Annotated in this window: 14 protein-coding genes; 6 read left to right on the top strand and 8 right to left on the bottom strand. The window is 70.6% G+C overall.

Annotated features, from left to right (window positions below; translation table 11 throughout):
* Positions 1-65: 65 nt before the first annotated feature.
* From ASF52_RS08710 to ASF52_RS08700, 3 genes are all read right to left on the bottom strand, one after another.
* Positions 66-1,091 carry an Hsp33 family molecular chaperone gene (locus ASF52_RS08710; RefSeq protein WP_056170806.1) on the bottom strand — a complete coding sequence of 342 codons (1,026 nt, stop codon included), beginning with the start codon at positions 1,089-1,091 and terminating at the stop codon, positions 66-68.
* A gap of 165 nt (positions 1,092-1,256) precedes the next feature.
* The gene (gene argF, locus ASF52_RS08705; protein ID WP_056170905.1) at positions 1,257-2,204 is read right to left on the bottom strand and encodes an ornithine carbamoyltransferase; all 948 of its coding nucleotides are present in this window, start codon (positions 2,202-2,204) and stop codon (positions 1,257-1,259) included.
* 41 nt (positions 2,205-2,245) lie between these two features.
* Positions 2,246-3,439 carry an aspartate aminotransferase family protein gene (locus tag ASF52_RS08700; protein WP_056170803.1) on the bottom strand — a complete coding sequence of 398 codons (1,194 nt, stop codon included), beginning with the start codon at positions 3,437-3,439 and terminating at the stop codon, positions 2,246-2,248.
* Positions 3,440-3,675: 236 nt separating this feature from the next.
* Between ASF52_RS08700 and ASF52_RS08695 the strand changes: the two genes are divergently transcribed.
* Both ASF52_RS08695 and ASF52_RS08690 read left to right on the top strand, forming a co-directional pair.
* Positions 3,676-4,149 carry a RidA family protein gene (locus tag ASF52_RS08695; RefSeq protein WP_056170800.1) on the top strand — a complete coding sequence of 158 codons (474 nt, stop codon included), beginning with the start codon at positions 3,676-3,678 and terminating at the stop codon, positions 4,147-4,149.
* 9 nt (positions 4,150-4,158) lie between these two features.
* A complete protein-coding gene (locus ASF52_RS08690) occupies positions 4,159-4,911 on the top strand; it encodes a glycerophosphodiester phosphodiesterase family protein (RefSeq protein ID WP_056170797.1) in 753 nt (250 codons plus the stop codon).
* A gap of 51 nt (positions 4,912-4,962) precedes the next feature.
* Here the strand turns inward: ASF52_RS08690 and ASF52_RS08685 are convergent, their stop codons facing one another.
* Positions 4,963-5,361, bottom strand: coding sequence for a hypothetical protein (locus ASF52_RS08685; RefSeq protein WP_056170794.1), 399 nt, complete (start codon positions 5,359-5,361; stop codon positions 4,963-4,965).
* Positions 5,362-5,550: 189 nt separating this feature from the next.
* On the opposite strand from ASF52_RS08685, the gene ASF52_RS08680 reads away from it, so the two are divergent.
* Positions 5,551-6,795: a GNAT family N-acetyltransferase gene (locus tag ASF52_RS08680; RefSeq protein WP_056170789.1), complete on the top strand. Its 1,245-nt coding sequence runs from the start codon at positions 5,551-5,553 to the stop codon at positions 6,793-6,795.
* Between the two features lie 52 nt (positions 6,796-6,847).
* Entirely contained in the window at positions 6,848-7,369 is a 522-nt protein-coding gene (locus ASF52_RS08675) for a glutathione peroxidase (RefSeq protein WP_056170787.1), read from the top strand.
* On the opposite strand, the gene ASF52_RS08670 is transcribed toward ASF52_RS08675, so the two are convergent.
* Positions 7,339-8,313, bottom strand: coding sequence for a cation diffusion facilitator family transporter (locus ASF52_RS08670; RefSeq protein WP_056170784.1), 975 nt, complete (start codon positions 8,311-8,313; stop codon positions 7,339-7,341). The two genes, ASF52_RS08675 and ASF52_RS08670, sit on opposite strands and share 31 nt — an antisense overlap.
* A 144-nt stretch (positions 8,314-8,457) precedes the next feature.
* On the opposite strand from ASF52_RS08670, the gene ASF52_RS08665 reads away from it, so the two are divergent.
* The gene (locus ASF52_RS08665; protein WP_056170775.1) at positions 8,458-8,889 is read left to right on the top strand and encodes an HIT family protein; all 432 of its coding nucleotides are present in this window, start codon (positions 8,458-8,460) and stop codon (positions 8,887-8,889) included.
* Between the two features lie 42 nt (positions 8,890-8,931).
* Here ASF52_RS08665 and ASF52_RS08660 read toward each other — a convergent pair whose 3' ends face one another.
* The 3 genes from ASF52_RS08660 to ASF52_RS08650 all read right to left on the bottom strand — a co-directional run bounded on the left by ASF52_RS08660 (position 8,932) and on the right by ASF52_RS08650 (position 11,841).
* Positions 8,932-9,339 carry a PilZ domain-containing protein gene (locus tag ASF52_RS08660; RefSeq protein WP_056170772.1) on the bottom strand — a complete coding sequence of 136 codons (408 nt, stop codon included), beginning with the start codon at positions 9,337-9,339 and terminating at the stop codon, positions 8,932-8,934.
* A 91-nt stretch (positions 9,340-9,430) separates the two neighbouring features.
* On the bottom strand, positions 9,431-9,658 hold the full coding sequence (locus tag ASF52_RS08655) for a hypothetical protein (RefSeq protein WP_056095294.1): 228 nt from the start codon (positions 9,656-9,658) through the stop codon (positions 9,431-9,433).
* A 98-nt stretch (positions 9,659-9,756) separates the two neighbouring features.
* Positions 9,757-11,841: an NAD(+) synthase gene (locus ASF52_RS08650; protein ID WP_056170770.1), complete on the bottom strand. Its 2,085-nt coding sequence runs from the start codon at positions 11,839-11,841 to the stop codon at positions 9,757-9,759.
* 289 nt (positions 11,842-12,130) lie between these two features.
* Here ASF52_RS08650 and ASF52_RS08645 point away from each other — a divergent pair.
* On the top strand, positions 12,131-14,742 hold a 2,612-nt coding region (locus tag ASF52_RS08645; protein WP_056170767.1), incomplete at its 3' end, for a DNA translocase FtsK.

Here is a 14,742-nt window from a genome sequence, read left to right as displayed (position 1 = left end):
CTCTCCTTCCAGGAGAGGGAACCCGTCGCGCCCGCTCGATCCGAAGTGATCAGGCGGACACCGTATCAGTCGGCCGCGACCTGCGCCTCCACCTCGGCCGGATCGAGGTCGTAGCGTCGCGAGCAGAACTCGCAGGTGATGCCGATGCGGCCGTCGTCGGCGACCATGTCCCGGCGCTCCTGGGGCGAGAACGACACGATCATCGCCATGACCCGCTCGGGCGAACACCGGCATTGTTCGCGCACCCCCTGCGCCTCGAACACCCGCACGCCGCGCTCGTGGAACAGGCGGTAGAGCAGGGTCTCGGACGACACCGCCGGATCCACCAGTTCGTGGTCCTCGATGGTCGAGACGAGGCTGCGGGCCTCGACCCAGGCGTCGTCCTCGGGGACGCCCTGGGCGTCGAAATGGGCGTGGCCCTCCGGGATGTCGCCGGGGGGCAGGTCGGCGAGCCGCGCCCGGTCGATGGATTGCGGCAGGAACTGCACAAGGAGGCCACCCGCCCGGTAGGTGGTGGTCCCGTTCGCGTATTCCTCCGCCACGGCGAGGCGGACCTGGGTCGGAATCTGCTCGGATTGACGGAAATACTGGTGGGCCGCCTCCTCCAGGCTCTGACCCTCCAGGGCGACGACGCCCTGGTAGCGGCTGCTCTGCGGCCCCTGGTCGATGGTCATGGCGAGGTGCCCCTGCCCAATCAGGTCGTGACTTTTCAACGGGGAGCTTCCCAGGGCCTGGACACGACCGGCATCGAAGCGCGCCGTGGCCCGCACCCGGTCGGGGGCCTCGAAATCGACGACGATCATCTCGACGGGGCCGTCGGTCTTGGTCTGGAGCTGGAACCGGCCCTCGAACTTCAGGGACGAGCCAAGGAGAACGGTGAGGGCCGCCGCCTCGCCGAGCAACCGCGCCACGGGGTCCGGGTAGCCGTGCCGGCGCAGGATGGTGTCGACGGACGGACCGAGGCGCACCACCCGGCCGCGCACGTCCAGCCCCTCGACGGCGAAGGGCAGCACCACGTCGTCGTCCCCCTCGATGGCGAGGGCCGGGGCGACGGGGTCGGGTCCGGCGGGGCGTTCGTATCCGGCAGTCATGGCATCTCCCTTCGGGGGCGGGCGAACGTGGGCCGTCCGAAGCGCCGAGCGGGGCGTTGCCTCGGCACTCGGCGCTCCAGCCCCTCCGTCGTCCGGCTCGAGCCGTTCATATAGGACGCGACCGCCGCTCGCGCGACGGGGGACACGATGCCTCGGGGCGTCCCGTCAGAGGGCGTGCAGGCACCAGGCCAGGATGCCCTTCTGGGCATGCAGGCGGTTCTCGGCCTCGTCGAAGATCACCGATTGCGGGCCGTCGATGACCTCGGCCGTGACCTCCTCGCCGCGATGGGCCGGCAGGCAGTGCATGAACAGCGCGTCCTTGGCCGCCGCCGCCATGAGCTTGGCGTTCACCTGATAAGGCGAGAGCAGGTTGTGGCGGTGATGGTCGTCCTCGTCGCCCATGGAGACCCAGCAATCGGTCACCACGGCGTCGGCGCCGTCGACGGCCGCGTAGGCATCGGTGGTGCAGTTGACGGCGGCGCCCTGCGCGCGGGCCCAGTCGAGGAGCGGCTGCGGCGTCGAGAGCTCCGGCGGAGCGGCGACGTTCAGGGTGAAGTCGAACCGCGCGGCGGCGTGCACCCAGCTCGCCAGCACGTTGTTGGCGTCGCCCGACCACGCGACGGTGCGGCCCTTGATCGGCCCGCGATGCTCCTCGAAGGTAAGCACGTCGGCCATGATCTGGCAGGGATGCGAGACCTTGGTGAGCGCGTTGATCACCGGCACCTCGGCGTGCTCGGCCAGTTCCAGCATCAGGTCGTGGTCGAGGATGCGGATCATGATCGCGTCGACGTAGCGCGACAGCACCCGGGCGGTGTCGCCCACGGTTTCGCCCCGGCCGAGCTGCATCTCGCCGCCCGTCAGCATCAGGGTCTCGCCCCCGAGTTCGCGCATGCCGACATCGAACGAGACCCGCGTGCGGGTGGACGGCCGGTCGAACACCATCGCGAGGGTCTTGCCGATCAGTGGCCGTTCGGCCGCGATCTCGCCCTTGCGCCGACGACCCTTGATGGCGGCCGCGGCGTCCAGCACCGTGCGCAGCTGCTGCGCCGAGAAGTCCTTGAGGTCGAGGAAGTGGCGCGGGCCGGGCCCGGTCCCGTTGAGGGTGGTGGTCATGGATCCGTTCTTCGTCTGACGGTTCGTCGTGGGACCGGCCATCACGCGGCCGCCCCCTGTACCGGGGTCTTGAGTGCGGTGGCCGTCGCGTCGAGGCGCGCCACGGCCTCCGTCACGTCGGCATCGGTGATGATGAGCGGCGGCAGCAGGCGCACGACGTTGTCGCCCGCCGGGATGACGAGGAGGTGCATGTCCCGTGCCGTCGCGGCGAAGTCGGTGTTGGGCACGCCGAGCTTGAGCCCGAGCATCAGCCCGTCGCCGCGGATCTCCTGGATCACCCCGGGGTGGCGGTCCTGCAGGGCGGCCAGACGCTGCTTGAGCAGCAGGCCAACCTGTCCGACCCGGTCGAGGAAGCCGTCGGCCAGCACCACGTCGAGGACGGCGTTGCCCACCGCCATGGCCAGCGGGTTGCCGCCGAAGGTGGTGCCGTGGGTGCCGGCGGTCATGCCGCGCGCGGCCTCGGCCGTGGCGAGGCAGACACCCAGCGGGAAGCCGCCGCCGATGCCCTTGGCGGCGCTCATGATGTCGGGCGTCACGCCGGACCATTCGTGCGCGAACAGCCGGCCCGTGCGACCGACCCCGGTCTGGACCTCGTCCATGATCAGGAGGAGGCCATGCGCGTCGCACAGGGCGCGGAGGGCGCGCAGGTGCTCGTGCGGAATCACCCGGACGCCGCCCTCGCCCTGGATCGGCTCGATCATCAGGGCGGCGGTCTCCGGGCCGATGGCGGCCTCCAGCGCCGCGAGATCCCCCGTCGGAACCTGATCGAATCCGTCTACCTTCGGGCCGAAGCCCTCGATGTACTTGGCCTGGCCGCCGGCCGCGATGGTGGCGAGCGTCCGCCCGTGGAACGCGCCCTCGAAGGTGATGATCCGGAACCGCTCGGGGTGGCCGCCGACCGCATGGTACTTGCGCGCCATCTTGATGGCGGCCTCGTTGGCCTCGGCGCCCGAATTGGCGAAGAACGCCACGTCGGCGAAGGTCGCGTCCACGAGGCGCCGGCCCAGCCGCTCGCCGTCTGGAATCTCGAACAGGTTCGAGGTGTGCCAGAGCTTTTGCGCCTGATTGGTCAGGGCGTCCACGAGGTGGGGATGGGCGTGGCCGAGGGCGTTCACCGCGATCCCGGCGCCGAAATCGAGGTATCGCTCGCCGTCGCGCGCCACGAGCCAGGCGCCCTCGCCACGCTCGAAGGCGATGGGGGCGCGGGCATAGGTCGGCAGAAGAGCGGATGTCACGATCCCGACTCCGTGTCTCGCGGCGTCCGAAGGCGACCGCACCAAATGAAAGTGCCGCCTCGGCAAGGGGGCGGCACGCGCGCGATTACTAGAGAAAAGCCCAATTCTGTCAATGACGGGAGGGGTTCACACCTCCGACATGACGGCCCGCTACGCCGTTCGCGGAGGTGCCTTGCGTGCCACGCGCGGACATGGTCAGAGCCCCTCGGAACGGTTTCTCAGGAGATGCGACGCGCATGAGCACGGCCAAGGAACGCCTGGAGGCCATGGGCCTCACCCTGCCGAAGGCGGCGGCCCCCGTGGCGAACTACGTGCCGTTCGTCCGCACCGGCAACCTCGTGGTGATCTCGGGGCAGATCTGCTTCGGGCCCGACGGTAAGCTCGACCCGGCCCATCTCGGCAAGCTCGGCGCCGAGGTCTCGGCTGAGAACGGCATCGCGGCCGCGCGCCTGTGCGCCATCAACGTCCTGGCCCAGGTTCAGGCGGCCGTGGGCGACCTCGACCACGGCGTGGTGCAATGCGTGCGGCTCGGCGGCTTCATCAACGCGGTGCCGAGCTTTTCCGGCCTCGCCGGCATCATGAACGGCGCCTCCGATCTCATGGTCGAGGTGCTGGGCGACCGGGGCCGCCACGCCCGCGCCACCGTGGGCGTGGCCGAACTCCCCCTCGACGCGGCCGTCGAGGTCGAGGCGATGTTCGAGGTCAAGTGAGCGTTTGAGTTGAGCGTCAACGCACCGGCCTGGCTCACCGCCCGGCCCATCGCCCATCGCGGCCTGCACGACCGGGGGGCCGGTGTGCCGGAGAACACGATCGCGGCGGCGAGCGCCGCGATTCACGGCGGCTACGCCATCGAGTGCGACGTGCAGCGCAGCGCCGACGGCGAGGCGATGGTTTTTCACGATGCCGGGCTCGGCCGCCTGACCGGGATTCCGGACCCGGTTGCGAGCCTGTCGGCCGCGGCTTTGCGCGATCTCGCGGTCGCCGGCTCGTCCGAGCGCATCCCGACCCTGCCCGACTTCCTCGCCGCCATCGCCGGGCGTACGCCCCTCGTGATCGAGGTGAAGTCGCGCTACGACGGCGACATGCGCCTCCTCGAGCGCGTCGCCGAACTCGCAGCCGCCTATGCGGGCCCCGTGGCGGTCAAGTCGTTCGATCCGCAGCTCGTGGCGGCCCTGCGCGACCGTGCGCCCGGCATCCCGCGCGGCATCGTCGGCGAGACCCGCCAGGACGACCCGGCCTACGCCGCCCTGCCCCCGAGCCTGCGCCGCGCCCTGTCGGACCTGCTGCATTTCGGCGAGACCGAGCCGGACTTCCTGTCCTGGCGGGTGGACGACCTCCCCTGCGCGCCGACCCATCTCTGCCGGCTGCTCGGCGGACGCCCGGTGATGACCTGGACCGTGCGGACACCCGACCAGCGGCGTCACGCGCAAGCGCATGCCGACCAGATGGTGTTCGAGGGGTTTCTGCCCTGAGCGGCGTCTGCCCTGGGAAGACTCCCGCCCCGAGAAGTCCTCGTCGGCGGACTACCGCGCCAGCGGCTTCAGCCCATCCAGGAAGGCGGAAACCTCGCGGCGATTCCACGACGCACCGTTGTTCCAGAAGTTGAGCAGGGCAACGTGGTTGAGGCGCACCCATGCGATCACGCGCGGAAGCGCAGCACGCGAAAGGGTGCCGGGTAAAAAATCGTCGCGGGGCTGCGGGTCCGGGCCGATGGAGACGATGAGGCAGGGCAGAGTTCTGCCCGCGCGATCGGGATACCACTTCACCCGAGGGCCATGCGCGCCCAGTGCCGTCGAGATGAAGATCGTGCCAGGAATGTTGGTGTCCTGTTCGTCGAGATTGGCCATCTCGATCAGGACGTCTTGGGCGAAATCGTCCGGCGGCGTGCGGGCCGGATGCGTCTGCCCGGCACGAACGTCCATCAATCCCATCGTCTGCCCCTTCCGAAGGCACGTACCGCGTCATCTTGAGCTTGCGGATCCGTCCTTGCAAGCCCCACCAACCTTGCGAGCGACCAACGCCGGACGTCGGTGACGACGGACATCCCTGCGACGGTGCGCGGCTCCGCTCGCCCTTGGCCCCTCCGCCGGCGGGGCCTAGATTGCCTCCTCATGGACACGCCCGACGCAGCACCCGACGCCCCGGCCGAAACCGTGACCACGTTGCAGGTGCGTGCGGTCCAGGGCCTCGGCCAGATCGCGGCGGCCGAGTGGGATGCGTGCGCGACCTCGCCCGAGACCCTGTCGGCCGGCGACGAGACCCACAACCCGTTCATCTCCCACGCCTTCCTGTCGGCCCTGGAGGATTCGGGCTGCGTCTCGCGCCACACCGGCTGGTTGCCGCTCCACGTGGCGGTCGAGCGCGAAGGGCGCCTCGTCGGGGTGGCGCCGTGCTACCTGAAATCCCACAGCCAGGGCGAGTACGTGTTCGATCACGGCTGGGCCGACGCCTACGAGCGGGCCGGGGGCGCCTACTACCCGAAGCTTCAGGTCAGCGTGCCGTTCACGCCGGTGACCGGCGCGCGCTTCCTCATCGCTCCGGGGCAGGACGTGAACGAGGCGGCCTCCGCCCTGGTGGCCGGCCTGCGCGCCCTGCGGGCGGAGACCAAGGCGTCCTCGATCCACGTCACCTTCATGCAGGAGCGGGAATGGGCGCAGGCCGGGGAGCTCGGCTTCCTCCAGCGCGTCGACCAGCAATTCCACTGGGACAATGCCGGGTATGCGAGCTTCGAGGATTTCCTCGGGGCTCTGGCGTCCCGCAAGCGCAAGGCGATCCGGCGCGAGCGCCGGGATGCCCTCAGCCGCGGCATTACCATCGAGCACGTCACCGGGGCCGATCTGAAGGCGGAGCACTGGGACGCGTTCTACGCCTTCTATTCCGACACCGGTGCACGCAAATGGGGCCGGCCCTACCTCAACCGGAAGTTCTTCGATCTCGTCGGTGAACGGATGCCCGAGCGAGTGCTGCTGATCCTCGCCCGCCGCGAGGGGGAGATCATCGCGGGCGCCATCAACTTCATCGGCGACGTCGCCCTCTACGGCCGCAACTGGGGCTGCGTCGAGGATCATCCGTTCCTGCATTTCGAGGTCTGCTACTATCAGGCCATCGACTACGCCATCGCCCATGGCCTGAAGCGGGTCGAGGCCGGGGCGCAGGGCGAGCACAAGCTCGCGCGCGGCTATCGGCCGGTGCTCATGCACTCGGCCCACGACATCGCCGACCCGGCCCTGCGCCGCGCCGTGGCCGACTATCTCGCGCGCGAGCGCGCGCACGTGGTCGAGGCGGCCGACGTCCTCGACACCCTGACGCCGTTCCGGCGCGACGGGGCGGAGCGGCCGCCCGAGGAGCCCGCGTGAGCCCGACGGGGATCAGACCCGCCGGCGCCAGATCCACCCCCGAGGGGACCCGATGACCAGCCTGTACGATCTCGTTCCACGCGCCGCCGACGGCACGCCGTATCCGCTGGCGCGGCATCGCGGCCGGGTGCTCCTCGTCGTCAACACCGCCTCGCAATGCGGTTTCACCGGGCAGTATGCAGGGCTGGAGGAGATGTGGCGCCGGCACCGCGACGCCGGCCTCGTGGTGCTGGGGTTTCCCTGCAACCAGTTCGGCGCCCAGGAACCCGGGGACGCCGCCGAGATCGCCCGGTTCTGCAGCCTGACCTACGACGTCACGTTTCCGGTTCTCGCCAAGGTGGCGGTCAACGGCTCTGCCACCGATCCGGTCTTCGCCCATCTGAAGCGGGAGAAGCCGGGCCTCCTCGGGCTCACCGGCATCAAGTGGAACTTCACGAAGTTCCTCGTCGGGCGCGACGGGCGCGTGATCGCCCGCTACGCCCCGAAGACCAAGCCTGCCGATCTCGATGGGGCGATCGCGCAGGCGCTCGCCGCGCCGGCGCCTCAGGCCCCGGCGGGTGCCGCCGCCGGGTAGGCCGGCGCCGTGTCCTTCGACTGGATCTCGATGAACACCCGGGTGACGTCGGGGCTCCGCGCCTTCAGCTTGGCTTCCAGGCGGCCGACCATCGCCTCGATGTTGCCGGCGCTCAGGGTGTCGTCCATGTCGAGGCTGACGTTCACCAGGATGTCGGACGGCCCCATGTGCTGGGTCAGTACGGCGTTGACGTTGTGGACGCCCGGCTCCGTGCGCACCACCTCGCGGATGGCCGCGACGAGGGCGGGGTCCGCCGCCTCGCCGATGAGCAGGCCGTGGGTCTCGATCATCAGGAAGCCCGCCATGCCGATGAGGATCGCCCCGATGGCGATGGAGGCCCAACCGTCGAGGTCGGGCATCTCGAGCACGTGCGCCAGGATCACGCCCGAGAGGGCCACCACGAGGCCCATGAGAGCGGCGACATCCTCGACGAGCACCGTGAACAGGGCCGGGTCCTTGCTGCGGCGGATGGCCGTGAGCGGCGGGCGGCTGCCCTTCTCGGCCCAGAACGACTTCAGGGCGACGGCGCAGGAATAGCCCTCGGCCAGAACCGCGAAGCCCAGGATGCCGACATTGACCCACAGGCCCGGGATCGTGTGTCCGAACACGTGCGCGTCCGAGACCGGCTCGGGATAATGCAGCTTGTGGATGCCCTCGTAGACCGCGAAGGCGCCGCCGCCGAGGAAGATGAACAGCGCGACGATGAACGCGTAGAAGTAGATCTCGCGGCCGTAGCCGAACGGATGCAGGGCATCGGCCGGGCGCTTGGCCCGCTTCATCCCGACGAGGAGCAGGATCTGGTTGGTGGTGTCCACCATCGAATGGACGCCCTCTGCCAGCATCGCCGAAGAGCCGGTGAAGAACGCGCCGACGAACTTCGCCGCCGCGATGGCGAGGTTGGCGCCGGCGGCGGTGTAGATGGCGCTCGTGCTTTCGTGGGCCATGTGGGTCTCGTCCGGAAAAAGCCGGGGAAAGCCCAGGCGTCGAACCCTGCAACGCATGGGGCAAGGCCAAGGTTCGGTCGGTAGACGCGCGGGGGACGCCTGTGCATCGTGGTGCCCGAAACGACCCGACCGGAGCGAGCGACCGTGACCGCAGCCTATGACCCTCAGAACATCTTCGCCAAGATCCTGCGCGGGGAGATCCCGGCGCAGAAGGTCTACGAGGACGACCACACCCTCACTTTCATGGACGTGATGCCCCAGGGCGACGGCCACACCCTGGTGATCCCGAAAGCCCCGGCCCGTGGCCTCCTCGACGCCGACCCGGCTTCGCTGGCGGCGGTGGCGGCGACGGTCCAGCGCGTCGCCCGCGCGGTGAAGGCGGCCTTCGCCGCCGACGGCCTGACCGTGTTCCAGTACAACGAACCGGCCGGCGGCCAGACGGTGTTCCACCTCCACGTCCACATCCTGCCGCGCTTCGACGGCGTGGCGCTCGGGCGCCACACGGGCGGCATGGCCGATCAAGGTGTTCTGGCCGATCACGCGGCGCGCATCCGGGCGGCGTTGGAGACGGCGTAGCGCTTGCACACCCCGGATTTCGGGGGACCGCTCGGGCCGGCGTCAGCCGGCGTTGACGGTGCCCTCGGCCGGAGCGGCCGCCGCGCCCATGAGCAGGCGGCGCAGAGCCGCGTTCTCGGCTTCGAGTTCGCCGACCCGGCGCATCAGCATCAGCATGGAGCCCGGATCCTCGGCGGGAGCCGGCATGGGCGCCGGCACGGCCTCGTCCAGAAAGGTGATGCCGACGCCGTCGGCCCGGCGCCAGGCCAGGGTCGAGCGGTAGGTCCTGTCCTTCTGCGGGATGTAGAGGTCGAAGGATTCGGGAAGGGTGGTGGTTTCGCTGAGGGCCAGGCGCGCGCCGGACGCCGACATGTCGCGCACGAGGCAATCCATGCTCGACGCACCCTTGTTGAACAGGATCCGGCCCTTGAGGAACGTCCTCTGCCGTACTTCCCTGCGATGCTCCGACATGGGGCGCGATCTCCGTTCACCGCTCGCGATGACGGATCCTGACACGCGCCCCTTAAGGAATGATCGCCGGGATCGGCGACTCGGGCGCGTCTCAGTGGAAGCGGCTGTCCATGGTCTGGAACAGGTAGAATCCGTTGAAGCGCACGGCCGTCTCCGCCGCCCGGTCGTCGAACTCGATGGGGGCCGCGCCGAGATCCGCGATCTTGCCCCCGAACGACCAGTGCCCGCCGCCGAGGAAGTGCGGCACCGCGCGGCTCTCGGGCACGGCGCAGCAGAGGCCCTCGACGGTCCTGAGGCAGAAAACGTTGTAGTTCTGCATCGGTCAACCTCCGATTCGCCCACCCACCGGGAGACGTAGCCAGACAATCGGACGGGTTTGTGTCGGCTCCCGGTCCGGCGGCCCTTTCGGTCTCGGCTTCAGCGCTCGGGGACGTTGCGCTCCAACTCGTCCAGCCACGCTCGGGCCGAACCGTCGGAGGGCGCCCGCCAGTCGCCACGCGGCGACAGGGCGCCCCCGGCCGAGACCTTCGGCCCGTTCGGCAGGGCCGAGCGCTTGAACTGGCTGAAGCCGAAGAAGCGTTTCAGGAACAAGGCGAGCCAGCCGCGGATCTCGGGCAGCGCGTAGGCCCGGCGCTCGCCGCGCGGAAAGTCCGGCGGCCAGGCCCCCGCGCGCGCGTCGCCCCAGGCGTGGAGCGCCAGGAAGGCGATCTTCGAGGGCCGGAAGCCGTACCGCAGGATATGGAACAGGTTGAAATCCTGCAGGGCGTAGGGGCCGATCACATCCTGCGTGCTCTGGGGCCGGGCGCCCGCATCCACAGGCACGAGTTCCGGCGAGATCTCGGTGCCGAGGATCGCCGCCAGGGTCGCGCCCACGTCTCCGTCGAACTGTCCCGTGCCGACCACCCAGCGGATCAGGTGCTGGATCAGGGTCTTGGGCACGCCGGCATTGACGCCGTAATGGCTCATCTGGTCGCCGACGCCGTAGGTGCACCACCCGAGGGCCAGTTCCGACAGGTCGCCCGTGCCGATGACGATGCCGCCCTGCTGGTTGGCCAGCCGGAACAGGTAATCCGTGCGCAGGCCCGCCTGCACGTTCTCGAAGGTGACGTCGTAGACGGGCTCGCCGCGCCCGAACGGGTGGTCCATGTCGGCGAGCATCTTCGTCGCCGTGTCGCGGATGTCGATTTCCCGGGCGGTGGTGCCGAGGGCCGCCATCAGGGCGTGGGCGTTGGCCTTGGTCTCGTCCGAGGTGGCGAAGCCCGGCAGGGTATAGGCCAGGATGTTCGAGCGCGGCAGGCCGAGGCGGTCGAAGGCCTGGGCCACGACGATGAGGGCGTGGGTCGAATCGAGGCCGCCCGAGACGCCGATGACGGCGCGCTTCGTGCCCGTCGCCGCCAGGCGCTGGGCGAGGCCCGCGACCTGGATGTTGTAGGCCTCGTAGCAATCCTGGGCGAGGCGGGCCGGATCGGCCGGGACGAACGGAAATCGCTCGACCCGTCGCTTCAAGCCGAGGTCGCCCCTGGGCGGATCGAGGCGGAACCCGACGCGGCGACAGGCCGACCCGCGGGCCCGGGCGTTGTCGTCGAAGCTTCCGGTCTGGAGCCGCTCCTGGGCGAGCCGGTCGAGGTCGATGTCGGCGAGGGTGACGACGGGGGTGTCGGCGAAGCGCGCGCCCTCGGCGAGGCGCTCGCCCAGTTCGTCGATGCTGGTCTGGCCGTCCCACGACAGGTCTGTGGTGGATTCTCCCATCCCCGCCGCAGCGTAGACGTAGGCGCACAGGCCCCGCATGGAGGCGGCGCGCGTCAGCAGCGCGCGGGATTCCGCGCGGCCCACGGTGATGGGGCTGCCCGATGGGTTGGCCAGCACCGTGGCGCCGGCCAGCGCCAGATCCATGCCGGGGGAGGCGGGCACCCACAGGTCCTCGCACACCTCGATGCCGAGCACGAATCCCGGCACGTCGTCGGCTTCGAACAGCAGATCGGTGCCGAACGGAACGGTCTGGCCGCCGATCCGGATCGTCTGCCCGGTGATGCCGGCCCCGGACGCGAAATGGCGCTTCTCGTAGAATTCCCGATAGTTCGGCAGGTAGCTCTTCGGCACCACCCCGAGCACCTGGCCCCGGTGGATGGCGAGGGCGCAATTGTAGAGCCGGTGGCCGGCCCGCAGGGGGGCGCCGACCACCAGTACCGTGGCCAGCCCCTCAGTGCCCGCCCGCACCGCCTCCACGGCCGCCTCCACGGCCCCCTGGATCGTGGCCTGCAGGAGCAGGTCCTCGATGGCGTAGCCGGACAGGCAGAGTTCGGGAAACACCGCCAGCGCCGCGCCGTGACCGTCGCAGTCCCGCGCGAGCGCCAGGACGGCCGCGGCATTGGCCGCCGGATCGCCCGGGTGGCTGCGCCCGGTGCAGGCCGCGGCCCGGGCGAAGCCGTGGGTGTAGAGCGAGCGGAAGGGCTGGGCGGCGCAAGTCGGGGCGGGGCTGGTCTGGGCCGGGGGAGCGGTCAAGGGGCTGGGGGTCCGTAGGGGAGGGGCCGTAGGGATCTGGTGAGCCATCCTAGTCCGATCCGCCCCGTCCCTCCAACGGCCGTCGGCCGGTGGCGCAAGCGTCTGTTAACGACGATGGTCCTAACTCGTGGGTGAACCGCGCCCCTCCCGGCAGCGGACCCGCTTCGAGTAAATCCGGCCAATCATGCGCGCATCGGGACGGCTCCCCTACTCCCATCGTGATCCCTCTCGCCCCGTCCGTGGCGGCGACCGCCTCGGACTGTCCATAGGCGCCCTTGCGCATCGGCTCATGAACCTGCGGGCCACCCTCACCCGCCGGCTCGCCGGGCCGCCGCAGCGCCCGGACTACACCGTGGCGGCGACCCGGCCGGCGCCGAGCTGGATGACGAGTCCGCACGCCCTCGTCGGACGGGAAGCGGCCTACCGCACCCCGCCCGCCGTGCAGGGCTGGCCTGACCACGTCTTCGACGACCGCGCCACCCTCGACATGATCCCGGCGCGCGCGGCCCCCTTCGCCCGGCCCGAGGACGGTCTCGGCGACGGCGAGGCCGGACCCCGCGTCCTCATCCGCGCCCCGCGCCGGCCCGCCGCCATCGTGCCGGAGGCCGACGAGGCCCGCCCGGTCCAGGCCACCACCGCCCCCGCCCCGGCCGTGCGCTACACCCGCACGCCCGATCCGGTGCTGCAGGAGCGCCGCCAGCGCGCGCTGGATGCCGAGCGCGCCGTCCTGGCCCAGGCCGAGGCCGCCGCCGAGGAGATCCGGACCCGCGCCGAAGCCGAGCGCGCCGCCGAAGCCGCCGCGCGCGCGGCCGCCGAACTCGAAGCCATCGAGTGGGCGACCCGCGAGGCGGCGGCGGCCACCGCCGAGCCCCTGTGGCGCCAGCCCTTCGTGGTGCCGGAGGGCGTCCGTTTCTTCCGCAGCCCCGACCGCCGGCAGGCCAGCCCCGCCGTCGAGGCGCCCGTTCTGGACGCGCCCGTTCTGGACGCGCCCGTTCTGGACGCGCCCGTCTTGGAGGGGCCCGTCTTGGAGGGGCCCGTCCTGGAGCTGTCGGTCATCGCCGAGACGCGTGCCGACGCCCCGGCGGCCGATCCCATGGCCGAGGATCGCGACTGGTCCGAGGTTCCGGACTGGTCCGAGGTGCACGCCTGGTTCGACAACCGCGATTCCGCGGCCCTCGACGCGTGGTCGGAGATCCAGGCGGATTCGGCCGGCGTCGCGCCGATTGCCGATGTCGTCCCGCCGCTGGCGGAGGCCGCGTCGGCTCCGGACGCCTTCGTCCCCCCGCCCGCCGATCTCGCGCTCCTGCGCCCCGCGCCGGTCTACGGCCTCGACCGCCTGCTGCAGTTCGACAGGCCTCCGGCCCCCGCCGACGGTCAGGACAACGCGGCGCGCGCCGTCGCCCAGGTGGCCGCCGCCGCGCCGCGCTCGCCCGTGCTGAGCGCCATGGCCGCCCGCGCGGCCATTCGCTCGGCCCGCCCGCCGGTGGCCCCCTCCCCTGCCCCGCTCCCGCTCGCCGCGATCGTCCCGGCCCTGCCGGACGCCCGTGCCGAGATGGTGGCGTTGCCCCGGTCCTTCGCGGAATCCCAGCCCTTCCCCGACCCCAAGCCTTTCGCCGAACCCGTGATCTTCACCGAGTCGGCCTTCGTTCCGGCGGCGATCCCGGCGCGGACGGTCCTGCTGCGCACGCCCAAGGGCGCGCCTGCCCCCGAGCCCGTGGTCGAAACGCCGGAAGCCGAAGGAACCCTCGCGCCGCAGGTTGCGTCCGAGCTTCGGGCCCAGCCCGAGCCCGAACTGGCCGCGGCGGTCGCCCCTCCCGTTCCGGTCCTCAACATCCCGCGCGCCATCCTGCCCGAGCGCCAGACCCTCATCGCCGCCGGGCGGCACATCTCCCTGTCGCTCGTCGAGAACGAGGATTACGAGCATCCCTCCCTCGAACTCCTGGCCGAGCCCGACCCGAGCGGGACCGAGGAGGTCGATGCCGACGTGCTGGAGCAGAACGCCCTGAACCTCCAGCAGACCGTGCAGGATTTCGGCGTGCGCGGCGACATTTTGGCCGTACGGCCCGGCCCCGTCGTGACCCTCTACGAATTGGAGCCCGCGCCCGGCACCAAGTCGAGCCGCGTGATCTCGCTCTCGGACGACATCGCCCGGTCCATGTCCGCCGTCTCGGCCCGCGTCGCCGTGGTGCCCGGCCGCAACGTCATCGGCATCGAGCTGCCCAACGACACCCGCGAGACCGTATACCTGCGCGAGCTCCTCGCCTCGGCCGATTTCGGCCTGAGCAAGCACAAGCTCGCCCTGTGCCTCGGCAAGAACATCGGCGGCGAGCCGATCATCGCCGACCTCGCCCGGATGCCGCACCTTCTGGTGGCCGGCACCACCGGCTCCGGCAAGTCGGTGGCCATCAACACCATGATCCTCAGCCTGCTCTATCGGCTCAAGCCCGAGGAGTGCCGCCTGATCATGGTCGATCCGAAGATGCTCGAACTCTCCGTCTACGACGGTATTCCGCACCTGCTCTCGCCCGTGGTCACGGACCCGAAGAAGGCGGTCATCGCCCTGAAGTGGGCCGTGCGCGAGATGGAGGAGCGCTACAAGAAGATGTCCAAGATCGCCGTGCGCAACATCGACGGCTACAACGCCCGCATGGCCGAAGCGCGGGCCAAGGGTGAGATCATCACCCGCGAGATCCACACGGGCTTCAACCGCGAGACCGGACAGGCCGTCTACGAGACCGAGGAGATGGACCTCTCGGCCCTGCCCTACATCGTCATCGTCGTCGACGAGATGGCCGACCTGATGATGGTGGCGGGGAAAGACATCGAGGGCGCGATCCAGCGCCTCGCCCAGATGGCAGGAAAGACATCGAGGGCGCGATCCAGCGCCTCGCCCAGATGGCA

The organism is Methylobacterium sp. Leaf112, from assembly GCF_001423295.1.
Lineage (GTDB): Bacteria > Pseudomonadota > Alphaproteobacteria > Rhizobiales > Beijerinckiaceae > Methylobacterium.
This window is presented reverse-complemented; position numbering and strand designations above follow the sequence as displayed.